The sequence below is a fragment of the Sphingobacterium spiritivorum ATCC 33861 genome (assembly GCF_000143765.1).
GTDB classification, from domain to species: domain Bacteria; phylum Bacteroidota; class Bacteroidia; order Sphingobacteriales; family Sphingobacteriaceae; genus Sphingobacterium; species Sphingobacterium spiritivorum.
This window is the reverse complement of record NZ_GL379771.1, coordinates 727,391-750,623: the sequence shown is the minus strand read 5'-3', so window position 1 is coordinate 750,623 and position 23,233 is coordinate 727,391. Positions and strand designations below refer to the sequence as shown.

Below are 23,233 nucleotides of genomic sequence, written 5' to 3'. Positions count from 1 at the left end.
AGATGAAAAAGAACATTATTTATATCATATGTGCATGTGTTGGAATGAGTGTATTTTTCCAGTCATGTGATAAGAATTTTCAGGAGATCAATACGGACCCGAATAAATCGTTAGAGGCTTACCCGTATCAGTTTATGGCTCCTGCACTGGTCAATTCGGTGTCGTATAATATGAACCGCAACCGGGGCTTTAATAATGAATTAATGCAGGTGACAGTGAATGTCGGAGATTCGGAAGGAAAGGTATTCCGTTATGATTTCAGACGTAACTGGGCGGATTATATGTGGAACAATTTATATCCTGTACTCAACAGCTGGAGAGAAATGTATAAAAAGGCAGATGGAGGTATCAATGATAACGCTTCCTATCGTGCAATCTCGTTGATCAACCAATCATGGATATTTTCAATCCTGACAGATACTTATGGCGATATTCCATATTCACAGGCTCTTTTAGGAAAAGATTCGTTGATTATTGAACCAAAGTTTGATACACAAAAGGATATTTATGCCGCTATTTTTGCAAAACTCGACACGGCAAATGCATGGTTAAAGGCAAATAAATCTATTAATGCAAGTCAGGATCCTGTCTTTCAGGGGAATGTATCCCGTTGGAGAAAACTAGGGAATTCATTGTATCTCAGATTGCTGTTAAGAGTTTCTGGCAAACCGGAGGTCAGTGCTTTGGTGCAGGCTAAAATTAAAGAAATTCTGGAGACAAATGCTTCAAACTATCCGATTATGACGAGCAATGATGATTCAGCTATATTGCGCTGGACTGGAGTAGCTCCCTATACTTCACCATTTGCTACGGTACGTGAAGCAGATTTCAGACAGCCGGGAATTGCAAGTTTCTTTATCGACAACCTGGTTAACTGGAATGATCCGCGTATTAATACCTCATTGGGGACAAATGGTGTGAACCGATGGAGTATTGCTCCCTATCAGGGCGGATTTGTGGGGGTACCAAGCGGGTATGCTCCGGGAGAAGGATTTGACCGTAAAGCATATTTCTATTCAACAAATCAGAAAGTAGGAGACTATAATGCGACTACACTGATGACGGATCCAATGACGGGGATGATTATGAACTTTGCCGAACTGGAGTTTATTAAAGCAGAGGTGGCATTGAAAGGCTGGACAAGTAAGAATGCAGGTGAACTTTTTAAAAGCGGTGTTAAGAACAGTATTACCTTGTGGTTGCCAACATGGTCTGTTCCGATAGATGAATATCTGGACGCGGCAGATTTTAACTGGAGTGAGAGTGAAAGTTTTGAAGCTAAAATGCAAAAAATCCACCTGCAGAAATATTACAGTTTATTCCTTGTGGATATGCAGCAATGGTTTGAATACAGGAGAACAGGATATCCTGTATTGCCAAAGGGTAAAGGATTACAGAATAACGGAGAGATGCCGGCTCGTATGACTTATCCTGTATCTATACAATCGACTAATCCGACTAATTATAAGTTAGCTATTGGTATACAGGGGCCGGATGAAATCAATACGAAGGTTTGGTGGCAAAAACCATAATATTCAAGATATCAAAATATATACAGATGAAAAATATTCTAAACTATATTATTTTCGCCTTTGCTGTAACTATGGTATTTTCTTCTTGTAATAAAGATGGAAACTATCCGGGAGGTGAAATAAGTCCTTACTATGGGATATATGATTTGAGAAATCTTTATAAAGGGAGTGCTGTTGAGTTGAATACAGAGTCTCTTGAGGGTTCAAATATGCTGACCGGTGTCGTTACATCCGATCACAGAGAGGGCAATCTTCCTGCAGGTTTATTGACAATGCAGGACAGAAGACGCCTTAATAAACTGAGAGGTATTGCTATTAATCTGGGGGATGCTGCCAAAAACTATCTTCCGGGTGATTCAATTATTGTCAATGTAGTCGGCGGAAAGCTGGAGCGTGTGAATGGTATCTTACAGATTTCAGGATTGGATAATTCGAGGATCAATAAGGTTGCAGAAGGGGTCAACATCCCATTGAATCGCGTAAATATCAATGCTATTCTGAATAAACCTGATCAATATGAAAGTACACTCGTTGCGATTGTAAAAGGCATTTTTACGCCCGTTCCGGGGCCGGAAGCAACTCTTGCCGGAGATAAAGTTATCAACGATGGATTTGGCGATATGACGTTGAAAACTCAAGCGAATACATCCTTTTCAACAATGCGCCCTCCGGGAATGGCTAATTATTATGGTATTATCTTCAGTGAGCAGGCTGCAGACGGTACACTGAAGCCATATGAGGCGGTCAGAAGTGCAGCTGATATTGTGGTGCTTGGATCGGAGAAGGAAGAAACACCAGTAGTTATATCCGGCTTTGTGAGCGATGCCAGAGGTGGTGATGGAAATTATGAATACATCCAGTTTCTGGCTACTCAGGATATTGATTTTTCAGTAACTCCATATGCTGTTGTCGTAACAAATAATGCAGGAGCATCTCAGCCTATAGGTTTTCCTGAAAAAGGATGGGCTACAGGTAATCAACGTACATATAAGCTGAATCTGACAAAGGGAATTGCTAAAAAGGGTACATTTTTCTATGTCGGAGGTATTTACAAATTAATCAACGGATCAGCTTCCACAGATATTTCAGCTGCAAACTGGATATTAAACTATGACTATGTCAACAAAAATGGTTTTGACTTTGGAAATAAAACCGGAGGTCTTCTTGCAAATTCTGGTTTTGCATCAGGTATTGCTATTTTCAAAGGTACAACCGTTACAGAGGCTACTTATCCGGTAGATGTGATGTTTGTGATTGGTAGCGGAGGTAGTCTGAATGGAAATGGCAGGGGCTACCGTATTGCAAATTCGGATTACTATGATAAAATCAATCCTATTGATCTGAAGCCTCAGCCTTTTTATCTGAGCGGCAGCAATACTTTGGGGCTACAATATAATACGGCTGATCTGGGGTATTTTGTTATGCTGGGTGGTGAGTATAATACAAGACTCGGAAGATGGACAAAGGCCAGATCTCAGAACAATATTTTAATGACTAAACAGTCGTTGTTGTCTGAGATTGAGACAGAATTATCTACAAAACTTGTTGAATAAAATTCGGATATTTTATTATTGCAGAAGGGCAGTCCACAATGGGGACTGCCCTTTTTTTAGCTCTGTTTTCTAAAATAATTCTCTCTCCTTTTCTAAGGAGAGAGTTCGGGAGAGGTTCAATAGTATCTACTTGCGTACGTTGGTGTACCTACAAACGGTTTAGTAAGTGTTAAGTTGCCGGTGTCCCCACCGTCAGACGCTGCTTGAATTTATGAGGTTCTCGTTTATCCATCACAAAAAAATCCCCTACCACAAAGTGTGTAGGGGATTAAGTAAGGAAATGCTTTAAAGCATTTTATGTGCAATCGATTTACTTGTGCTTGAGGAAATCTACCATAATGTTGGCACTTTCATCCATTACATAGTCAAAATCTATTTTTGGCTGAGGTTCGCCTTCTTTCCATACAGGCTTACCGTGCAGTTTTAATTCCTCATTGATTCTGTTTCGATTTTTAACCTTATTTGCTTCACGTTCTTTTTTCAGCTTAGCTTCATTCAGCGTGACTTTAGGAACAGAGTCTAATTTGTTAAAGGTGTCGATATCTTCCAGTAAGAATTTATATTCCTGCGATTTCTCCATTCTTGCTTTGTGGATAGTTTCAAGTTTTTTGGTAACATCATCTAAGTTTGCAACTTTTTTGAAGTTTGTAGACTTGATCTGATCCCAAGGCAATGCTGCAGGTTCTGAACTTTCACCGAATTTTTCTGCGGAGAACTGGGTCGGGAAAGTAATGTCAGGAGATACACCTTTGTGTTGTGTACTGCTACCATTGATTCTGTAGAATTTACCCATTGTGATATTGATCTGTCCGAATTCAGGCGCACCGTTAGGGGTATCAGGATCTTTTTCACCTTCTGCCTTTAATAATAAACGGCTTGTAGCACTGATAAAACGAGACATATCTACAGCAGATTGTACAGTACCTTTTCCATAACTTTGAGAACCTAAGATCAATCCTCTGCCATAATCCTGAATAGCTCCTGCAAAGATTTCAGATGCTGAAGCCGAGAATCTGTTGATAATAACACCGAAAGGTCCGCTCCAGGCCATACCTGCTTCTTCATCATTATCTACTTCTATTCTGTTGCGCGTATCACGAACCTGTACTACAGGGCCTTTATCAATAAATAATCCGGTCAATTCGATTGCTTCCTGCAGGGATCCGCCGCCATTGTTTCTTAAATCCAGAATTACGGCATCCACTTTTTCCTGTTTTAAGGTATCCAGAATTAATCTTACATCACGAGTTGTACTTTTGTAGTTCGGATCACGTTTGCGATAGGCCTCAAAGTCAATATAGAATTTAGGAAGGTTGATCACACCTATTTTGTAGGTTTTGCCATCATCACCTTTGACCATTTTTATCTCCTTTTTGGCAGATTCCTCCTCCACAACGATTTTTTCTCTTTTCAGGGAGACAATCTTTGGCTGAGCGGTCATTTCCTGACCGGCAGGAATGATTTTTAATCTTACGATTGTTCCTTTAGGGCCTTTGATCTTCGCTACTGCTGCATCTAATCTCCATCCTATGATATCTTCGAATTCACCTTTTTCACCTTGTGCGACACCAATGATTTTATCATTCATATGAAGACTTTTGTCGCGGAAAGCAGGACCTCCCGGCAATACTTCCGAGATCGTGACGGCTTCATTGTCTATCATCAGTCGTGCTCCTATACCTTCGAAGGTGTTGGACATGCCTTCGTTGAAAGCTTGTGCAAATGAAGGATTATAGTATGTGGTATGCGGATCTACGGCATCTGTTAATGCAGACATGATCAACTGAAATGCATCATTAGCATTTGTTTTTTTTGCCTGAGAGATCAGATTGTTGTAGCGCTTACGTAAGGTTTCTTTTTGTTTAGCGGCATCATCTTCTTTTCCTGTGCTGCTGAGTTTAAGATTCAGGAGATCATACTTTACTCTTTTGCGCCATTGTTCTTTAGCTTCGTCATCTGTTTTGAACCAGTAAAGCTTTTCACGATTAGCAGTGTAATAATCATCCTGATTAAAATCCTGAGGAACATCAATCTGCGCTAATGCATAATTCATTCTTTCCAGATAGCGTTTTGAGTAAACATTGAAAATATGAAATGCAGCCGAAAGGTCTCCGCTTTTGAAATCCTGACTTAGTTCGTTTTTGTATTGCTTAAACTCATCAATATCCGATTGGAGCAGATAGTTTTTGGTCTGATCCATAGATTTAATCAGATTGTTAAAGACAAGATTAGAAAGCGAATCGTTCATCGGAACTTTCTTATAGCTGACATTCTCTAATAGATTTGCCACTTCTTTCGCTATAATCTCGTGCTGCATGGTGGGTTTTACGCCTCCTTCCCCTTCTTCCAGATTGACCCTTGGCTTGGCACCACAGGCTACAATAGAAACAATAGAAAGAGCAAATACTAGATTTTTAAACATAAATTTATAGTTGTTAAAATTCATTCGCGTGAAACAAAATTGATTGTTCGACTCTTAAACGTTAAAATTAAATAAAAATGTATGATGTATATGTTACAAGGACTAAATATAGTAACTATTTTACATCCAAAGTCAAATATTATTACAAATCTGTGTCTTAAACGGAAGTAACATTAGAAAAAACAAAATGAAAACATGAGGGTTAATCATACAGGAAGACAGCTAATTCAAATACAGATATGAAAACAATTTTTTTAATACTACTTACAATGGGAATGGTACAGACTGGTTTTGCTCAGCTTCAGGAAGTGGACTATAGCGATGGAGAACAAAAACTAAAGGGATTATTATCCGGAGCAGATCAGAAGAATAAACCCGGGGTACTGATCCTGCCTGCATGGATGGGGATTGATGAAGAAGCAAAGACAGCGGCTGAAAATCTGGCAAAAGCAGGATATACGGCTTTTATTGCTGATATATATGGTCAGGGAAATATACCGAAGACTTCTGCTGAAGCCGGTAAGATCGCAGGACAGTTTAAATCTGACTATGCATTATATCAACAACGAATTAAAGTGGCTTTGGATGAACTGGTAAAACAAGGAGCTGATCCGCAACGTATAGCTGTTATTGGCTATTGCTTTGGCGGAACCGGTGCATTAGAAGCTGCACGGGCGCAACTACCTGTTAAAGCTGTGGTATCTATTCATGGCGGCCTTGGAAAAGGAGACCGGGCGAATGGACCTGTCCGTACTAAAGTATTAGTATTACATGGCGCTGCAGATGCAAGTGTGCCGGCAAGTGATATTGTGGCTTTACAAAAGGAATTGGATGAGGCTGCCGCTGATTGGCAAATGATCTATTATGCCGCGAGCAAGCATACTTTCACTAATCCTAATTCACCGGATTACAATCCATTGGCAGCAAAACGCTCCTGGCAACATTTGATGATGTTTCTGGAAGAAGTTCTGGAGAAATAAATTAAGAAATCCTTATAACAGAAATCTCCCCGTTTTATCCTGAAACGGGGAGATTTTTTGTTTTCAAAGAATCGCTTTAATGTGTTTCAATTTTCTTTATTTGAAGAGTTCAGCTCGTAGCGCCCAGTATTTTTCGAGCGATTCCTTTGCTGCATTGTAGTCTTTTAATTTCATAAATAGCTCCCCGATTTTGTTTTCAATGGCCAATTGCAAAAGTTTATTATCTTCTTTTTCGGCTAATTTGCGGGCGTTTATAAATTCATTTTTAGAAACTTTCAGGTTCCCATCATCAAATTTGGATTCGGCGAGCATATATTCCAGTTCTGCCAGTTCTCCGGGCAGACTTTTTTTCTCTGCCAGTTCGCGCGCCTGTAAAAGAAACCACTGGGCTTGTGTATGCTTTTTCTGCATCTGATAGATCAGTGCAAGTTGCTCCCAGGCTAGTATTTTGCCTTCGTAAGAACGTGTTTTGTTGTATAGCGGGATAGCCTTTCTAATAATCGTCTGCTCTGCGGATTTAAAATCTCTGTCAAATGCCTGAATTGTCGCAATCTTAACCAAAGAATTCGCCTGATCCAGATATGTTTTATTCTGAATCGCATTTTTATAGTACTGCTCCTGGAAGTTGGCTGCCTGTTCAAATTTTTGATCAAACAGATAAAGGTTCGCCAGATTGAACTGAATAATAGACAGATCATTTTTGTTTTCTGTCTTTTGTACTGTAGATAATGCTTCTTCCAGTTGTTTCAATGCAAGCGGATAAGCTCCGTTTTTGATCGCATATAATGCGGACTCATTCAAAAGACCATACAGCGTATTCGTATTATCCGCATTGCGGGTCTGCTGAATAATAGTTTCCCATGCCTGCGGTGTTGCAGGGAGAGGGGAGATCAGATATTGCAGCTGGGCCGAATTGGAAGTCAGCTTGTAATCTATCAGAAAGCGTTGTAAGGTCAGCGCAATGGCAATGGTATCTGCGAAGGTCTGTTTGTTTTTATATGCATCATGTAAGATTTCTTCTGTGGTACGTGGTGCAGGGACAAAATAGACCGGAGGACCTATGCCGGCAAATTTAGGATTGTATTTGCTGATGTAACCGCTAGGATCTTCCTGATCTTTTTGCTGTGCAAAGGAAGTTGCAGAAATTGAAAACAGACCAATCGTTAGGAATAAGACTAATCCGGTAATATGCATTTTATATTTAGTCATAAAAAAAGATAACATCATATGTGAAAAACGGATCTCTTCAGCAGAGGTCCTTCTGTAAAGTTATTGTAATCCGTTGAAAGTCCATGAAAAATCTGCTAAGTTTGTTATTATCATGGCAACACGAATTCCATTAGCAGAACGAATGCGTCCCCGAAATATTGTCGGATATGTCGGGCAGGAGCATATTGTAGGAGAAGGTGCGGTATTGCGAAATGCACTGGAACAAAATAATATTCCATCAATGATACTCTGGGGGCCTCCCGGAGTGGGAAAAACCACTTTAGCATTGTTAATGGCCAAAGCATTGGACAGGCCGTTTTTTAGTCTCAGTGCAATTCAGTCGGGTGTTAAAGATATCCGGGAAGTCATTGAGAAGGCGGATCAACTGCAAAAGTTTAATCAGGAACAGCCTATACTTTTTATAGATGAGATTCACCGGTTCTCGAAGTCCCAACAGGACTCACTTTTGGGAGCTGTAGAGCGCGGACTGGTTACATTAATAGGTGCTACTACGGAGAATCCATCTTTTGAAGTGATCTCTGCACTCTTGTCCCGATGTCAGGTATATGTATTAAAGCATCTGACGGAAGAAGAACTGATCGGTATTGTAAACTCGGCTATATCTGAAGATGAGTTTCTGAAAGAAGAGAAAATAGAAGTTAAGGAATATGAAGCTTTATTGCGTCTTTCAGGAGGAGATGCACGTAAGCTGCTGAATGTGCTGGAACTTGTGGTAAATGCGTCCCTAAGCCTGAATAAGCCGATTACAAATGAATTTGTGCTCAAGCAGGTGCAGCAGAATATGGCGATCTATGATAAGACAGGCGAACAGCATTATGATATTATTTCGGCTTTTATCAAGTCGATAAGAGGAAGTGATCCCAATGCCGCTGTCTATTGGCTGGCTCGTATGATTGAAGGAGGAGAAGATCCTTCTTTTATTGCCCGCCGTTTGCTGATCCTCGCATCAGAAGATATTGGCAATGCTAATCCCAATGCGTTATTGCTGGCTAACAACTGTTTTCAGGCGGTAAATGTAATCGGTTGGCCTGAATCCCGCATTATATTATCCCAAACTGTAACTTATCTTGCCAGTTCAGCGAAAAGCAATGCATCATATGAGGCTATTAATAAAGCGCAGGCTCTTGTAAAGCAAACGGGGGATTTGTCCGTACCTCTTCATCTTCGAAATGCACCTACTAAACTGATGAAAGAACTTAATTATGGAACGGAATATAAATATTCACATGCTTTTCCAGGTAATTTTGTAGATCAGGAGTTTATGCCGGACAAGATCAGCGGCACATTACTATATGACCCGGGGAAAAATGCTGCGGAGGAGAAACTTCGTCAGTCTCTTAAAGAAAAATGGAAAAATAAATACGGGTACTAAAAGCTTCTTGTTGGAGGATAGGGTAAGAATAAGTGGTTTCGGTAGCTTCTGGCTTGATCAGCTCGTTAAATCAGATAAAGAACTTTATTTTAACCTTTTTTGGACACATCAAAGGCTCTTCACCATCTCTGCCTGTAAAATATCAACTGATGTCGGGAACATCTGTTAATTGTACGAAAGTTGTATATCCTACTAAGTTTATCTAGATTTGTAACCTACATGGCATTACAATCATTTATTGCAATAGATTTCGAGTTGGCAACTGCTGCTTACAATAGTGTATGTTCTGTTGGTATTGTACGTGTTGACCAGGGAGTAATCACAGACGAATTTTATAGTCTGGTCAAACCTCCGAAGAATGAATACATGTGGCAGACAACGCGTGTTCATGGAATCAAGCCCAAAGACACTGCAGATGCACCTACTTTTGAGGAGATCTATCCAAAGATTAAAGATCTTCTTCAGAACAGAAAGATGGTTGCTCATAATGAAAAGTTCGATCGGGAGGTGCTATCTAAAACAATGAAGGCATGTGGTCTGGATTATCGTGAACTTCATTTACCAGTCATGTGGGAATGTACAAGCAAAATCTATAGGGATAAGGGCTTTAAAAAAACAAAGCTTAATTTATGCTGTGAGATCATGGGTATAGACCTGAATCATCATGAGGCTTTATCAGATGCGAAGGCAGCTGCTTTCCTTTACCTGAAGCAAAATGAAGTCACTCAGGAGTTGTTAGATCGTGTATTTCCTGCGGAAGAATTATTGATTCAGCCGGATGAGATTGCTAAAAAGAGCGAGTCACATAACGGAAGTGATGGTGTCGTGTAGTAAGGTACATCCTAAACGCAGGTATTAATATTGCCGGATTATAGATTTCAATTGAATCAGAATATATGGATGCAAATCCCTTATTAAACAGTAAAATATATATTGCAGGACACCGCGGAATGGTTGGTTCAGCAATAGAAAGAGTACTACGTGCTCGCGGATATACAAATATTATTGGGAAAACCAGTAGTGAACTCGATCTGCGGGATCAGCAACAGGTAGGAGATTTTTTTGAAAAGGAAAATCCTCAGGTCGTGATTGATGCTGCCGCACGTGTAGGCGGAATACTCGCCAATAGTACTTATCCTTATCAATTTCTGATTGAGAATCTTCAGATTCAGAACAATCTGATTGATTTTGCGGTAAAGGGAAATGTCGAAAAATTTATATTTTTAGGCAGCTCTTGTATTTATCCTAAGTTTGCTGCGCAACCCTTGACAGAAGATTCTTTATTGACAGATACGCTGGAACCGACTAATGAGGCATACGCTATAGCAAAGATCGCTGGTGTAAAAGCCTGTGAAGCGGTCAGGAAGCAGTATGGTAAAGATTTTGTCAGTCTGATGCCTACTAACCTGTATGGAGTCAATGATAATTTTGACCTGAACAGCTCGCATGTGTTGCCAGCTATGATTCGTAAATTTCATGAAGCTAAGATATCAGGAGACCAGCCGGTTATACTCTGGGGATCGGGGACACCCTTACGGGAGTTTTTATTTGTAGATGATCTGGCGGAGGCCACGATTTTTGCTTTAGAAAACACCTTGCCGGAGCATTTGTACAATGTAGGAACAGGAGAGGATCTGAGTATCCGTGATCTGGCCATTACTATACAGGAAATTGTAGGACATAAGGGTGAAATTTTGTGGGATACAGAAAAACCGGACGGTACTCCACGTAAATTAATGGATGTTTCTAAAATGCATGCTTTGGGTTGGAAACATAGGGTTGAACTGAAGGCTGGAATACAAACTACTTACCAGTGGTTTTTAGCAAATACTGATCGCTATAAAGAAGTAAAATTGTAGTTTTGCTTTGTTAAAGTATACTTTGTAAACAAAATAAATCTATAAAATAGGGCTGTAAAGTAGCTTTAATGTTGCATTTAGTGTATAAAGGCAGATAAACATCGTAACGATATCACATATAACAGAAAAAACGGTAATTATATAAAGATGAAAACAGCATTAATCACGGGAATCACCGGACAGGACGGAGCTTATTTGGCCGAATTGCTTTTGAGTAAAGGGTATATGGTTCATGGGATTAAGAGAAGATCATCATTATTTAATACTGCCCGTATCGATCATTTGTATCAGGATCCTCATCATCCTCATCAGCGAATGAAGCTTCATTACGGGGATTTGACGGACTCCATGAATCTGACGCGTATTATTCAGGAGACACAGCCGGATGAAATCTACAACCTTGCTGCAATGAGCCATGTTAAGGTTAGTTTTGATACACCGGAATATACGGCCAATGCAGATGGTATAGGCACGTTGCGTATTCTGGAAGCTGTGCGTCTATTGGGTTTGGAAAAAAAGACAAAGATATATCAGGCTTCAACTTCAGAATTATACGGTCTGGTACAAGCTGTTCCGCAATCTGAAACGACTCCTTTCTATCCAAGATCTCCTTATGCAGTAGCAAAAATGTATGCATACTGGATTACTGTCAATTACCGGGAAGCCTACGGTATGTATGCGTGTAATGGTATTCTTTTTAATCACGAGTCTCCATTACGCGGAGAAACTTTTGTAACACGCAAGATTACAAGGGCTGTTGCTAAGATCGCCTTAGGTTTGCAGGATAAGCTGTATATCGGGAATCTGGATGCTCAGCGGGACTGGGGGCATGCAAAGGATTATGTGGAGGCGATGTACCTTATTCTTCAACAGGAAAAACCGGAAGATTTTGTCATTGCGACTGGTGTAACCACAAAAGTTCGTGAATTTATCCGTATGGCTTTTGCAGAAGTTGGTTTTCACCTGCGATTCGAAGGAGAAGGAGTAGAGGAAGTCGGAATTCTGGATCATGTAGACGAAGCTATAACAGGTGTTTTATTAAAAGATTATACTCCGACAGTCAAGGTTGGTGATGTTTTGATACATGTAGATCCGGCTTATTTCCGTCCTACAGAAGTAGATCTGTTAATCGGTGACCCTACAAAAGCGAATACGCAATTAGGCTGGAAACCTAAATACGACCTAGCTGGATTAGTACAGGAGATGGTGGCCTCTGATGTAGATTTATTTAAAAGAGACTGCGAACTGATGAAAGCAGGACATAAAGTTGTTAATCAGGCTGAGTAAGTTTTTATTTTTATAGCGCAAGCTTAAGAGAAGTACTGCTTGTGATCCGGCTGTTTAGTGAATTGGATACAAGCTGACGCTTGCACCATTAGAAGTGACAAGGACCCAACCAGATTAATGCTCTTCTTGAAAAGGAGAAATACTCACAGGACAGAGAGACTCTGGTGAAGTTATAGAGACTGTAAAGGCAAAGGTGGACGCTCATCATAGAAGTGGCAACGGTTTCACAAATTAGTTTTTCTCTACTCCTTTTTTATCGGGAGGGCTTAGATCCTGTTCATATCAACCTCAAGACTTCCGTTGATGAGAATACTAACAAATGTTTCTGGGGCGTTTGCCAGTCACAGGGAGACATTAATCAAGGATCGAAAAACCGTTGATGGGTACAGCAACGAAGCTTAAGCAGACCGATAAACGAAAGAGTATTTTTTTATCTGACTATTAGTGAATTAGCTCTAAGCAGATGCTTAAGCAAGATAGGTACTGTTTCACTTATTAGGTGGCCAATTAATCAATTCATTATTGCTAACTTTACAATTGAAAGAGATTAAATTATCTTTATTTATTAAATGCGTATATAAGGCATATAATTTGCTTATTGCTGTTGGACTTTTGATAAGTGGATTAGTATAAAGTGGTAATTTTATACTTTCAAAAGATGATATAAAATTAAAATGAAAGATATACAACATAAAGATGTCCGTATAGGCATCACATTTAGTGCATTTGATCTGCTTCATGCCGGTCATATCAAAATGCTGGAAGATGCTAAACGTCAGTGTGACTTTCTAATCTGCGGACTTCAGACAGATCCTACCATAGATCGTCCTGAAAAAAATAAACCTACGCAGACTGTTGTAGAGCGTTATATCCAGCTCAAAGGATGTAAATATGTCGATCAGATTGTTCCTTATGCTACAGAACAGGATCTGGAAGATATTTTGAGGGCATTCAAAATTGATGTTCGAATTGTAGGGGATGAATACAGAGAGCGTGATTTTACCGGACGTCAATATTGTGAAGAAAATGGTATTGAGCTCTATTTCAATAGCCGTGACCATCGCTTCTCGAGCTCAGGCCTCCGTCGTATTGTGGCTGAGAAGGAAGCACAAAATACACAGTCATAAGATCGTACAACCATACTTCAAAAGTCTTTTTTTGAAGTATAAAAATTACCATAATACATGGATATGCAGGATAGCATGAACATCGCTGTTATCGGACAGGGATATGTGGGGTTACCTTTGGCGCTGGCCTTTTCAAAGTATCATCAGGTTACCGGATTTGATATTAATGAAACCAGAGTTGCTGAGCTTAATAGCGGATATGATCGTACTTTGGAAATCTCTAAAGAAGAATTGCTAGCCCTGATTAATAGGGAAGAATCTTCTTCTATTACAGGTTATGTAGCCAGTAGTGATCTTACGGATATAAGAGATGCTCAGGTATATATTATTACCGTGCCTACACCCGTTGATGCTTTTAATACCCCAAATCTGCAGCCTCTTTTATCCGCGACTCGTCTTGTGTCAAGTGTATTAAAAAGAGGAGATATTGTAATCTATGAATCTACAGTTTACCCGGGCTGTACAGAAGAAGAATGTGTGCCTCTTTTGGAAAGAGAATCCGGGCTCACATTTAATAGAGACTTTTTCGTGGGATATTCGCCTGAGCGAATTAATCCGGGAGATAAAATAAATACCTTGTCTTCAGTAGTAAAAGTGACTTCGGGTTCAACACCTGAAATCGCTGATGTCATTGATCAGTTATACAAACAGATTATTACAGCTGGAACACATCTTGCTCCATCTATTAAAGTTGCGGAAGCTTCTAAAGCGATAGAGAATGCACAACGGGATGTCAATATTTCTTTTGTAAATGAACTGGCGTTGATCTTTGATCGCATGGGAATTGATACTAATGAGGTGTTGGAAGCTGCGGGAACAAAATATAACTTTTTAAAATATAAGCCCGGTTTAGTCGGCGGACATTGTATCTCCGTAGATCCCTATTACCTGACATACAAAGCAACACGTCTGGGCTATCATCCTCAGGTGATCTTATCGGGTCGTCAGGTGAATAATATGATTGCCACTTTTATTGCCAAAAAGTTAATAAAGCTTATGATCTCCAGAGAAACCGCTTTAATGGGTGCAAGAGTCTTAATATTGGGCGTTACATTTAAGGAGAATTGTGCAGATTACCGGAATACAAAAGTAATGGATATTATCCGTGAGCTGCAGGATTTTGGACTTACTGTAGATGTCTATGATCCATGGGTAGATGAGGAGGCATTTGAAAAAGAACATAATATCCGTATTTTAAAGGAGCTTCCTTCTCTTGTATTCTATGATGGAGCTGTATTAGCTGTTGCTCACCATCAGTTCGGGGAGATTGAACCCCGATCTCTGGTCAAAGAAAATGGAGTAATATTTGATGCAAAAGGATTTTGGGATAAGCAATCAGTAGATGCCCGACTGTGATTTCAATATATTAGAGAACAGGGAATCAAGTTGTGTTTTTTGACAAGAGTGTTGTTTTAATTATTAATTTTGACTAATACAATTTACATATGAAAATAGGGATTACATTTGGCGTTTTTGATTTGCTTCATGCCGGACATATTATGATGCTGGAAGAAGCAAAGAGAAATTGTGATTACCTGATTGTAGGATTGAATACAGATCCATCAGAGGTCTTTCCGGAGAAAAATAAGCCTACACAGACTATTGTTGAACGGTATATTCAACTGGAAGGCTGCCGTTATGTGGACGAAATTGTTCCTTACACCAGTGAACAGGATCTGGCAGATATTATCCAGGGAATGCCTATTGATATTCGTATTATCGGAGAGGAATATCGGGATAAGGATTTTACCGGACGTCAATATTGTGTGGATAAAGGTATTGAGATCTATTATAATAAAAGGACACACCGGTTCTCCAGTAGCGGGTTAAGAAAGGTAGTCGCAGAGAAAGAGTCGGATAAATAGGGATATAGTTTATACAGTTGAGAGGGTTTATATAGTTAATAATGGCGAGTCATAAGGATCTTAAAGTCTGGCAGGAATCAATGGATTTGGTTATGCTTATTTATGAGATTGTTGCTGTCTTTCCAAAAGATGAATTATTTGGCTTGACTAGCCAGATAAAGAGAGCGGCAATTTCAATTCCTTCTAATATTGCAGAAGGTGCTGGCCGTCAAAGTAATGCTGAATATATACGATTTTTATATATTGCTTTAGGTTCAGTGAGTGAATTAGAGACGCAATTAGAAATAGCATTCAGATTGGGTTTTATTAATGATGTAGATATGTATAACTCAAAGGTTCACTTTATCAAAAGTATGCTTTCAAATCTGATTAAGAATCTAAAATCCAGGAGTTAAAAGATGTTTAGGAATCTAATTAGAAAAAACCTTTTATTATATCAAATTTTCGAACAATATTTCAAAAATAGAATAATGTCAATGTTACTTACTTTAAATATCATAAACAAGAGATGTAACGAAAGTGTTAACACTATCAACCATATAAACTTTATCAACCCTTTTAACATTATTAATAATATAGTAACAACATAAACATGAGCAATATTGTACACGTTATTCTCTCTGGCGGAGTCGGAAGCCGTTTGTGGCCTTTGTCACGTAAGAGCTATCCCAAGCAATATCTGAGTCTTTTCAAAGAAGGTTCATTATTTGAAATGACGGTCAATCGTAATCAGACTTTGGCTGATCAGGTTATTGTTGTTGGTAACAGAGATAACCATCAGCTTAGTCGCGAAGTGATGGAAAATAATGGCATACAATATATAGATATAGTTGAATCCACTCCCCGAAATACGGCTGCGGCAATTGCTTTTGCTGCCTTTGCTGCTAAATCAGATGATATTCTGATCGTAACCCCTTCAGATCACGTGATTGTAGGCGAACAGGCCTATGAAGAATCGATGAAAAAGGGGATTGAAAAGGCCTCTCAGGGATATATAGTAACCTTTGGTATACAGGCCACACGCCCTGAAACGGGATATGGCTATATCGAGTATCAGGGCGATCAGGTTATCTCCTTCAGAGAAAAGCCAAATCAGGATACTGCAGAAGATTTTATTGAACGGGGAAATTTTCTGTGGAACTCGGGAATGTTCTGTTTCAGAGCAGATACTTTTCTACAGGAATTACAACAATTTGAACCAAAAGTATATGCTACGGCTTTAGCAGCATGGAAACATCGAAAAGACAACTTGCTAGATGAACAGTTGTCTAAGGAAATTCCTGCCATTAGTATAGATTATGCAGTCATGGAACGCTCAAAGAAAATTCGTGTTGTGGCGACTCATTTCAACTGGTCGGATCTGGGATCTTTTGAATCTATGTATGATTATCTAAAACAGACGGGTCATCCGGTAGATGAAAATGGCAATATGGTAATCGGTACTGATACCTATACTGCTTTTGTGGGATTAAAAAATACTATTCTGGTGTATACTAAAGATGCTTTCCTGATTTTACAGAAAGAAAAATCACAGGATGTCAAGAAGATTTATAATACTTTGGAAAGGCATCAGTCGAAATTGATAGATTGATAATTAAAGATTAATAGAGTTAGTAAATTTAAATAGTTGATAATTGCAGTACATAAGGATGTAAATTTATTAGATAAAGGAATTTTACTATATCAACCTTTTGAACATTATTTGAAACAAAAGAACAGAAAGATTTCCGGATTACTAATACTTTCATTTTCATCAATACGATGTATAAACAAAGTGTTAATCCTATAAAGCGTATCAATTTTCTTAACTTTATCAACCACGTATAACAACATCAACAATGAACAAAACTATTATTATTACGGGCGGGGCAGGTTTTATAGGTTCTCATGTAGTAAGAGAGTTCGTTATAAAATATCCGGATTATCATATTGTCAACCTGGATGCTTTAACCTATGCTGGTAATTTAGAAAACCTAAAGGATGTACAAGACCGATCCAACTACAAATTTGTAAAGGCAGATATTACAGATGCAAATCATATAATAGAGATTTTTAAAAATTATCAACCGGATGGAGTTATACATTTGGCAGCAGAGTCCCATGTAGATCGGTCTATTTCAGATCCAACAGCTTTTGTTATGACGAATGTTATAGGAACTGTTAATTTACTGAATGCTGCTAAAGAAATATGGAGGGATAATTATGAGGGAAAACGTTTCCATCATGTCTCCACAGATGAGGTTTTTGGCGCATTAGGTTCTACCGGATTATTTACAGAAGATACTAAATACGATCCACATTCTCCTTATTCAGCTTCGAAAGCTTCATCGGATCATTTTGTAAGAGCCTATCATGATACCTATGGTTTACCTATTGTATTGACCAATTGTTCGAATAATTATGGTCCAAACCATTTCCCTGAAAAGCTTATTCCCTTATGTATACATAATATTTTAAATAATAAGCCACTTCCTATTTATGGTGATGGTAAGTATACACGTGACTGGCTTTTTGTAATTGATCATGCTAAGGCCATTGATCTGGTATATCATCAGGGGAAAAGTGGTGAAAGTTATAATGTAGGTGGATTTAACGAATGGCAAAATATTGATCTGGTCAAAGAATTATGTAAACAGATGGATGAGAAATTGGGAAAGCCGGCAGGCACTGCGGATCAGTTAATTACCTATGTCAAAGATCGGCCCGGACATGACCTCCGTTATGCTATTGATGCAACAAAAATAAATCAGGAACTTGGTTATCAACCATCAGTTACTTTTGAAGAGGGACTTTCTGTAACTATCGATTGGTTTCTCAATAATCAGGATTGGCTGGACAATGTAACCTCAGGAGATTATCAAAAGTATTATGAAGAGCAGTATAGATAGTTACAAAGGTTAAGAGGTTATAAGGGTATAAAGTTAGAGGGGATAATATGTTACTTCGCATAAGGATTTAAAGCTGTGGCAAGAGAGTATGATACTTGTTGAAGATATCTATAGAATTGCTGCAAACTTTCCAAAAGAGGAAATGTTTGGTCTAACCAGTCAGATTAAAAGATCAGTAGTTTCAATTCCATCTAATATTGCGGAGGATGCTGGAAGAAGAGGAAAGGTCGAATTTATCAGGTTTCTTTATATTGCATTGGGATCGACAAATGAACTCGAAACACAATTGGAAATTTCTGTCCGTTTAGGATTTATGCAAAAGAATAAAGATATCTTTAAGCAAATACATTTTATTAAAATATGATCGCTAAACTTATCACGAGTTTAAATAATAAAGATGCTAATATCCTTTAACCATTTATCATTATAAGTTATATCAACAAATTAAATATGAAATCTACAGAAACAAAGCTTCAGGGGTGTTTTGTGTTAGAGCCAGATAAGTATGGCGATTCGCGTGGTTATTTCATGGAGAGCTTTAATGAAAAGACCTTTAATGATCTTACCGGTACAAGTACTCATTTTGTTCAGGATAATCAATCTTATTCCACAAGAGGGGTGTTGCGGGGATTGCACGCTCAAGCTGGAGATTATGCACAAGCTAAACTGGTTCGGGTTTTAGAAGGGGAGGTAATTGATATTGCTGTAGATGTACGTGCCGGATCATCTACGTTTGGCCAACACGTTGCAGTCAGACTATCTGCTGACAATAATCTGCAGCTATTTGTTCCGCGAGGATTTTTACATGGTTTTGTCGTGTTAAGTGAAACCGCAACTTTTTTTTATAAATGTGATAATTTCTATAATAAAGAATCTGAATGCGGAGTTCATCCATTAGATGAAGATTTAGCAATTGATTGGAAGATTCCTGTAGAAGAAATGATACTATCTGATAAGGACAAGGAAGCTAAAGGTTTTAAGGAGGTTTTTGGAGTATGAAAATACTAATTACCGGAGCCAACGGACAGTTAGGCTCTGAATTGAGAGAGATTTATAACGAAAGGCAAGATGTAGAAACATTCTTTCTCGACCGAAAGCAATTGCCATTAGAGCAAACAATGCTAATTCAGAATATACTGGCCATGTATGAGCCGGATCTGATTATTCATGCAGCAGCCTATACAGCTGTAGATCTCGCTGAATCAGAACCTGAACTGGCAGATGCGATCAATCATTTGGCTTCTGAACAGATTGCAGAATATTGTGCTATTCATGGGACAAGGTTGATCGCCATATCTACAGATTATGTCTTTGATGGTAAATCTGCTGTTGCATTATCAGAGGATTCTTCTGTAGGGCCGATAAGCGTATATGGAAAAACAAAGCTAAAAGGCGAACAGATTATACAAAGATTATGTCCGGATGCAATTATTATTCGGACTTCATGGGTTTATTCTGTTTATGGCAAGAATTTTGTGAAGACGATGATCAGATTGATGACGGAGCGAGAAGAAATAGGAGTGGTCTCTGATCAGATTGGTTCACCAACCGCTGCCAAGGATTTAGCAAGTGCAATAGTACATATTATAGACGCGGCAAAATGGGAAGGAGGAATTTATCATTATTCAAATGATGGGGAAATTAGCTGGTATGATTTTGCCTTAGCAATAAAAGATTTCAACCGATTGAGTTGTAATATACGGGCTATTTCAACGAATAATTACCCTACACCAGCTCAACGTCCTCAATTTTCACTTCTCGACAAATCAAAAATTAAACGTATTTTTGGGGTCAATGTACCTTACTGGAAAGATAGTTTGAGGCAGACGTTAATGCAACTTAATGAAATTAGATAACCATATTACTTTGTAACGACTTTACAATAAAATGAAAGGAATAATTCTAGCCGGAGGATCCGGTACACGTTTACATCCACTGACATTGGCTGTTTCGAAGCAGTTAATGCCTGTATATGATAAACCTATGATTTATTATCCTTTGTCTACATTAATGCTGGCTGGTATCCGGGATATTCTTATTATTTCTACTCCACAGGATTTACCTCATTTTGAAAAGTTATTGGGTGATGGTTTTCAATTGGGATGCAATTTTTCATATAAAGAGCAACCAAGCCCTGATGGATTAGCTCAGGCATTTATATTAGGAGCTGAATTTATCGGGAGTGACAAGGTCGCATTAATATTAGGAGATAATATTTTTTATGGATCAGGTATGTCGAAACTTCTTCAGTCTTGTGCAGCTATTGAAGGAGGCTGTATATTTGCTTATCCTGTGCGTGATCCGGAGAGATATGGTGTAGTAGAGTTCGATGAACAAAAAAATGTCATATCAATAGAAGAAAAACCTAAAGAACCAAAATCCAATTATGCTGTTCCGGGGCTTTATTTCTATGATAATGATGTTGTAGAAATTGCCAAAAATATTAAACCATCTTCACGTGGTGAATTGGAAATCACAGATGTCAATAAAGAATATTTAAGGAGAGGTAATTTAAAAGTAGGTGTTTTTGATAGAGGTACCGCCTGGCTGGATACAGGTACTATTCAATCCTTAATGCAGGCGGCACAATTTGTGCAGGTTATTGAAGAGCGACAGGATTTAAAGATTGGAGCTATCGAAGAGGTTGCTTTTCGTATGGGGTATATCAATAAAAATCAGTTAATAAAACTGGCAGAACCGTTGAGCAAAAGCGGCTATGGGGAGTATTTAATAAATTTGAAATAGAAAGCTAAATCATATAAATAATTCATGAGTAAAATATTAATTACTGGCGGCGCAGGTTTTATCGGATCAAATTTAACAGAATACTTTTTGTCAAAAGGTCATCAGGTTGTGGTTTTGGATAATTTTGCGACTGGGCATCGACATAATTTAGAACAGCATGCTCACAATACCAATTTTGAATTGATTGAAGGAGATATCCGAAATGTTTCTGACTGTGAAAAGGCAGTCAAAGGTGTTGATTATGTTTTGCATCAGGCAGCGTTAGGATCAGTACCTCGTTCTATTAAAGACCCTCAGACATCCAATGAAGTCAATGTTTCAGGCTTTTTGAATATGCTTGTTGCAGCCCGTGATGCGAACGTAAAACGTTTTATTTATGCAGCTTCATCCTCTACCTATGGAGATTCAGAAGCATTGCCTAAGATAGAAGAAAAAATAGGAAAACCTCTTTCGCCTTATGCCATAACGAAATATGTTAATGAGCTTTATGCAGAAATTTTTTCTAAAACATACGGATTAGAAACGATCGGATTACGGTACTTTAATGTATTCGGACGTCGTCAGGATCCAAATGGAGCGTATGCCGCAGTTATTCCATTATTTGTAAAGCAGCTTATGAAACATGAAAGTCCGGTTGTTAATGGCAGCGGAGACTATTCAAGAGATTTTACCTATATTGATAATGTCATTCAGATGAATGAATTGGCTATGAATACAGTTAACAGCGAAGCGGTGAATACAGTGTATAATACTGCTGTTGGTGACCGTACTACTTTAAACCAATTGTTAGCCTATTTGAAAGACGCTCTAAGTGAATATGACAGCGAAATAGCAAATGTAGAAGTCATTCACGGACCTAATCGTCAGGGAGATATACCTCATTCTCTCGCTTCTGTAGAAAAGGCTCGTCGTTTATTAGGATATGAACCAAGTCATACCATACGTTCAGGTCTCAAAGAGGCTGTAAAATGGTACTGGCAAAATCTGAAATAATTATTCTCAACTTCCATAAAATATAAAAATGAAAAAAATAGCTGTAATAGGTTTAGGATATGTAGGCTTACCATTAGCTCGTTTGTTCGCCACAAAATATCCTGTAGTGGGTTTTGATATTAATCAAAAACGCATTACAGAACTGATGAGTGGAAAAGATGTAACTTTAGAAGTTGAAGACAATATTTTACAAGATGTTTTGCAGGATAAAAACCCTTATTCTTCAAATACTAACGGTCTTTATTGTTCCAATAATCTGAGTGATATTGAAGAAGCGAATTTCTATGTAATAACAGTTCCTACCCCGGTAGATAAACATAACAGACCTGATCTGACTCCATTATATAAATCCTCAGAGACTGTAGGTAAAGTATTGAAAAAAGGAGATATCGTGGTTTATGAATCAACAGTTTATCCAGGTGTTACAGAGGAAGAATGTATTCCTGTATTGGAAAGAATATCGGGTTTAAAGTTTAATGTCGATTTCTATGCTGGTTATTCACCGGAGAGAATCAATCCGGGAGATAAAGAACATACCGTAGAAAAAATATTAAAAGTTACATCCGGATCTACTCCCGAAATTGGTGTAGATGTAGATAATGTTTATAAGTCTGTTATCACTGCCGGTACGCATTTAGCACCGACAATAAAAGTTGCTGAGGCGGCAAAAGTTATAGAGAACTCACAACGCGATATCAATATTGCCTTTGTAAATGAGCTTGCAAAGATCTTTAATATTTTAGATATAGATACTCATGCGGTTCTGAAAGCTGCCGGAACAAAATGGAATTTTTTACCATTCAAACCGGGATTGGTAGGTGGTCATTGCATAGGTGTAGATCCATATTATCTGGCACAGAAAGCACAGGAACATGGATATCATCCAGAGATTATATTAGCTGGACGAAGATTAAATGATAGTATGGGTGAATATGTAGCTTCTCAGGTTGTCAAATTGATGATAAAAAAAGGTATTAACGTAAATGGAGCAGAAATCCTGATGTTAGGGATTACATTTAAGGAGAATTGTCCAGATGTTCGTAATACAAAAATTGTAGATGTAATAAAAGCCTTAGAAGAATATTCGATGAAGGTAACGATTTTGGATCCATGGGCAAAACCGGAAGACGTCATGAAAGAATATGGTCTTAAAACAGTGAATGATATTAATTATACTGATATTACAAAAAATAGTTTTAAAGCAGTTGTGGTTGGGGTAGCTCATAAGGAGTTCTTCGAAATGGATTTATCACAGTTTTTAGAACAAGGTAATGGAATTATTTATGATGTTAAAGGTGTTTTTAAGAATTGTGATGGTAAATTGTGATGGATATTTTTTTGATAAATGCTGTTGCAAATTTTTGGATATTTCCTTTTAAT

Annotated in this window: 21 protein-coding genes; 19 read left to right on the top strand and 2 right to left on the bottom strand. The window is 38.4% G+C overall.

Translation table 11 applies throughout. From position 1 onward, the window contains the following. The first annotated feature begins 2 nt into the window (after positions 1-2). Together HMPREF0766_RS13240 and HMPREF0766_RS13235 are read left to right on the top strand one after the other, a co-directional pair. On the top strand, positions 3-1,532 hold the full coding sequence (locus HMPREF0766_RS13240) for a SusD/RagB family nutrient-binding outer membrane lipoprotein (protein WP_002998078.1): 1,530 nt from the start codon (positions 3-5) through the stop codon (positions 1,530-1,532). Between the two features lie 26 nt (positions 1,533-1,558). Next, positions 1,559-3,085, top strand: a complete 1,527-nt coding sequence (locus HMPREF0766_RS13235; protein WP_236590627.1) for a DUF5689 domain-containing protein — start codon at positions 1,559-1,561, stop codon at positions 3,083-3,085. Between the two features lie 310 nt (positions 3,086-3,395). Here HMPREF0766_RS13235 and HMPREF0766_RS13230 read toward each other — a convergent pair whose 3' ends face one another. Continuing rightward, positions 3,396-5,507: a carboxy terminal-processing peptidase gene (locus HMPREF0766_RS13230; RefSeq protein WP_115388659.1), complete on the bottom strand. Its 2,112-nt coding sequence runs from the start codon at positions 5,505-5,507 to the stop codon at positions 3,396-3,398. Positions 5,508-5,746: 239 nt separating this feature from the next. Between HMPREF0766_RS13230 and HMPREF0766_RS13225 the strand changes: the two genes are divergently transcribed. Continuing rightward, positions 5,747-6,487 carry a dienelactone hydrolase family protein gene (locus HMPREF0766_RS13225; protein ID WP_002998072.1) on the top strand — a complete coding sequence of 247 codons (741 nt, stop codon included), beginning with the start codon at positions 5,747-5,749 and terminating at the stop codon, positions 6,485-6,487. Positions 6,488-6,583: 96 nt separating this feature from the next. Here HMPREF0766_RS13225 and HMPREF0766_RS13220 read toward each other — a convergent pair whose 3' ends face one another. Further along, positions 6,584-7,696: a tetratricopeptide repeat protein gene (locus HMPREF0766_RS13220; protein ID WP_002998070.1), complete on the bottom strand. Its 1,113-nt coding sequence runs from the start codon at positions 7,694-7,696 to the stop codon at positions 6,584-6,586. Between the two features lie 112 nt (positions 7,697-7,808). Between HMPREF0766_RS13220 and HMPREF0766_RS13215 the strand changes: the two genes are divergently transcribed. The 16 genes from HMPREF0766_RS13215 to HMPREF0766_RS13140 all read left to right on the top strand — a co-directional run bounded on the left by HMPREF0766_RS13215 (position 7,809) and on the right by HMPREF0766_RS13140 (position 23,180). Then, complete coding sequence (locus HMPREF0766_RS13215) at positions 7,809-9,089, top strand: replication-associated recombination protein A (protein ID WP_037460270.1); 1,281 nt, start codon at positions 7,809-7,811, stop codon at positions 9,087-9,089. A gap of 219 nt (positions 9,090-9,308) precedes the next feature. Next, complete coding sequence (locus tag HMPREF0766_RS13210; RefSeq protein ID WP_002998067.1) at positions 9,309-9,920, top strand: 3'-5' exonuclease; 612 nt, start codon at positions 9,309-9,311, stop codon at positions 9,918-9,920. A 65-nt stretch (positions 9,921-9,985) separates the two neighbouring features. Beyond that, the gene (locus tag HMPREF0766_RS13205; protein WP_002998065.1) at positions 9,986-10,948 is read left to right on the top strand and encodes a GDP-L-fucose synthase family protein; all 963 of its coding nucleotides are present in this window, start codon (positions 9,986-9,988) and stop codon (positions 10,946-10,948) included. A 147-nt stretch (positions 10,949-11,095) separates the two neighbouring features. Further along, a complete protein-coding gene (gene gmd / locus HMPREF0766_RS13200; RefSeq protein ID WP_002998062.1) occupies positions 11,096-12,235 on the top strand; it encodes a GDP-mannose 4,6-dehydratase in 1,140 nt (379 codons plus the stop codon). A 674-nt stretch (positions 12,236-12,909) separates the two neighbouring features. Then, entirely contained in the window at positions 12,910-13,362 is a 453-nt protein-coding gene (locus HMPREF0766_RS13195; protein WP_002998060.1) for an adenylyltransferase/cytidyltransferase family protein, read from the top strand. 57 nt (positions 13,363-13,419) lie between these two features. After that, entirely contained in the window at positions 13,420-14,718 is a 1,299-nt protein-coding gene (locus tag HMPREF0766_RS13190; protein WP_002998057.1) for a nucleotide sugar dehydrogenase, read from the top strand. Positions 14,719-14,807: 89 nt separating this feature from the next. Next, entirely contained in the window at positions 14,808-15,227 is a 420-nt protein-coding gene (locus HMPREF0766_RS13185) for an adenylyltransferase/cytidyltransferase family protein (protein WP_002998055.1), read from the top strand. Between the two features lie 41 nt (positions 15,228-15,268). Continuing rightward, positions 15,269-15,622 (top strand): four helix bundle protein, encoded by a 354-nt coding sequence (locus tag HMPREF0766_RS13180; RefSeq protein WP_002998053.1) that lies wholly within the window; start codon positions 15,269-15,271, stop codon positions 15,620-15,622. Between the two features lie 197 nt (positions 15,623-15,819). Continuing rightward, complete coding sequence (locus HMPREF0766_RS13175) at positions 15,820-16,818, top strand: mannose-1-phosphate guanylyltransferase (protein ID WP_002998051.1); 999 nt, start codon at positions 15,820-15,822, stop codon at positions 16,816-16,818. A 247-nt stretch (positions 16,819-17,065) separates the two neighbouring features. Further along, positions 17,066-18,115 carry a dTDP-glucose 4,6-dehydratase gene (gene rfbB / locus HMPREF0766_RS13170; RefSeq protein WP_002998048.1) on the top strand — a complete coding sequence of 350 codons (1,050 nt, stop codon included), beginning with the start codon at positions 17,066-17,068 and terminating at the stop codon, positions 18,113-18,115. An 88-nt stretch (positions 18,116-18,203) separates the two neighbouring features. Further along, positions 18,204-18,479, top strand: coding sequence for a four helix bundle protein (locus HMPREF0766_RS13165; RefSeq protein ID WP_002998045.1), 276 nt, complete (start codon positions 18,204-18,206; stop codon positions 18,477-18,479). Between the two features lie 86 nt (positions 18,480-18,565). Continuing rightward, positions 18,566-19,114 (top strand): dTDP-4-dehydrorhamnose 3,5-epimerase, encoded by a 549-nt coding sequence (gene rfbC, locus HMPREF0766_RS13160; protein WP_002998043.1) that lies wholly within the window; start codon positions 18,566-18,568, stop codon positions 19,112-19,114. Then, a complete protein-coding gene (rfbD, locus tag HMPREF0766_RS13155) occupies positions 19,111-19,971 on the top strand; it encodes a dTDP-4-dehydrorhamnose reductase (RefSeq protein WP_002998041.1) in 861 nt (286 codons plus the stop codon). Before rfbC ends, rfbD begins: the two co-directional genes overlap by 4 nt. Positions 19,972-20,002: 31 nt before the next feature. Then, positions 20,003-20,860 carry a glucose-1-phosphate thymidylyltransferase RfbA gene (gene rfbA / locus HMPREF0766_RS13150; protein ID WP_002998039.1) on the top strand — a complete coding sequence of 286 codons (858 nt, stop codon included), beginning with the start codon at positions 20,003-20,005 and terminating at the stop codon, positions 20,858-20,860. 24 nt (positions 20,861-20,884) lie between these two features. Beyond that, complete coding sequence (locus tag HMPREF0766_RS13145; protein ID WP_002998037.1) at positions 20,885-21,853, top strand: SDR family oxidoreductase; 969 nt, start codon at positions 20,885-20,887, stop codon at positions 21,851-21,853. Positions 21,854-21,881: 28 nt separating this feature from the next. After that, positions 21,882-23,180 (top strand): nucleotide sugar dehydrogenase, encoded by a 1,299-nt coding sequence (locus tag HMPREF0766_RS13140; RefSeq protein ID WP_002998035.1) that lies wholly within the window; start codon positions 21,882-21,884, stop codon positions 23,178-23,180. Positions 23,181-23,233: the final 53 nt, after the last annotated feature.

Excerpts from the sequence above, each read along its gene's own strand:
- HMPREF0766_RS13185 (WP_002998055.1), top strand. The coding sequence starts at position 14,808 with ATGAAAATAGGGATTACATTTGGCGTTTTTGATTTGCTTCATGCCGGA.
- HMPREF0766_RS13230 (WP_115388659.1), bottom strand. The coding sequence starts at position 5,507 with ATGTTTAAAAATCTAGTATTTGCTCTTTCTATTGTTTCTATTGTAGCC.
- HMPREF0766_RS13175 (WP_002998051.1), top strand. The coding sequence starts at position 15,820 with ATGAGCAATATTGTACACGTTATTCTCTCTGGCGGAGTCGGAAGCCGT.
- rfbC (WP_002998043.1), top strand. The coding sequence starts at position 18,566 with ATGAAATCTACAGAAACAAAGCTTCAGGGGTGTTTTGTGTTAGAGCCA.
- rfbB (WP_002998048.1), top strand. The coding sequence starts at position 17,066 with ATGAACAAAACTATTATTATTACGGGCGGGGCAGGTTTTATAGGTTCT.
- HMPREF0766_RS13140 (WP_002998035.1), top strand. The coding sequence starts at position 21,882 with ATGAAAAAAATAGCTGTAATAGGTTTAGGATATGTAGGCTTACCATTA.
- HMPREF0766_RS13180 (WP_002998053.1), top strand. The coding sequence starts at position 15,269 with ATGGCGAGTCATAAGGATCTTAAAGTCTGGCAGGAATCAATGGATTTG.
- HMPREF0766_RS13235 (WP_236590627.1), top strand. The coding sequence starts at position 1,559 with ATGAAAAATATTCTAAACTATATTATTTTCGCCTTTGCTGTAACTATG.
- gmd (WP_002998062.1), top strand. The coding sequence starts at position 11,096 with ATGAAAACAGCATTAATCACGGGAATCACCGGACAGGACGGAGCTTAT.
- HMPREF0766_RS13215 (WP_037460270.1), top strand. The coding sequence starts at position 7,809 with ATGGCAACACGAATTCCATTAGCAGAACGAATGCGTCCCCGAAATATT.
- HMPREF0766_RS13195 (WP_002998060.1), top strand. The coding sequence starts at position 12,910 with ATGAAAGATATACAACATAAAGATGTCCGTATAGGCATCACATTTAGT.
- HMPREF0766_RS13210 (WP_002998067.1), top strand. The coding sequence starts at position 9,309 with ATGGCATTACAATCATTTATTGCAATAGATTTCGAGTTGGCAACTGCT.
- HMPREF0766_RS13190 (WP_002998057.1), top strand. The coding sequence starts at position 13,420 with ATGGATATGCAGGATAGCATGAACATCGCTGTTATCGGACAGGGATAT.
- HMPREF0766_RS13225 (WP_002998072.1), top strand. The coding sequence starts at position 5,747 with ATGAAAACAATTTTTTTAATACTACTTACAATGGGAATGGTACAGACT.
- rfbA (WP_002998039.1), top strand. The coding sequence starts at position 20,003 with ATGAAAGGAATAATTCTAGCCGGAGGATCCGGTACACGTTTACATCCA.
- HMPREF0766_RS13205 (WP_002998065.1), top strand. The coding sequence starts at position 9,986 with ATGGATGCAAATCCCTTATTAAACAGTAAAATATATATTGCAGGACAC.
- rfbD (WP_002998041.1), top strand. The coding sequence starts at position 19,111 with ATGAAAATACTAATTACCGGAGCCAACGGACAGTTAGGCTCTGAATTG.
- HMPREF0766_RS13240 (WP_002998078.1), top strand. The coding sequence starts at position 3 with ATGAAAAAGAACATTATTTATATCATATGTGCATGTGTTGGAATGAGT.
- HMPREF0766_RS13145 (WP_002998037.1), top strand. The coding sequence starts at position 20,885 with ATGAGTAAAATATTAATTACTGGCGGCGCAGGTTTTATCGGATCAAAT.
- HMPREF0766_RS13220 (WP_002998070.1), bottom strand. The coding sequence starts at position 7,696 with ATGACTAAATATAAAATGCATATTACCGGATTAGTCTTATTCCTAACG.
- HMPREF0766_RS13165 (WP_002998045.1), top strand. The coding sequence starts at position 18,204 with ATGATACTTGTTGAAGATATCTATAGAATTGCTGCAAACTTTCCAAAA.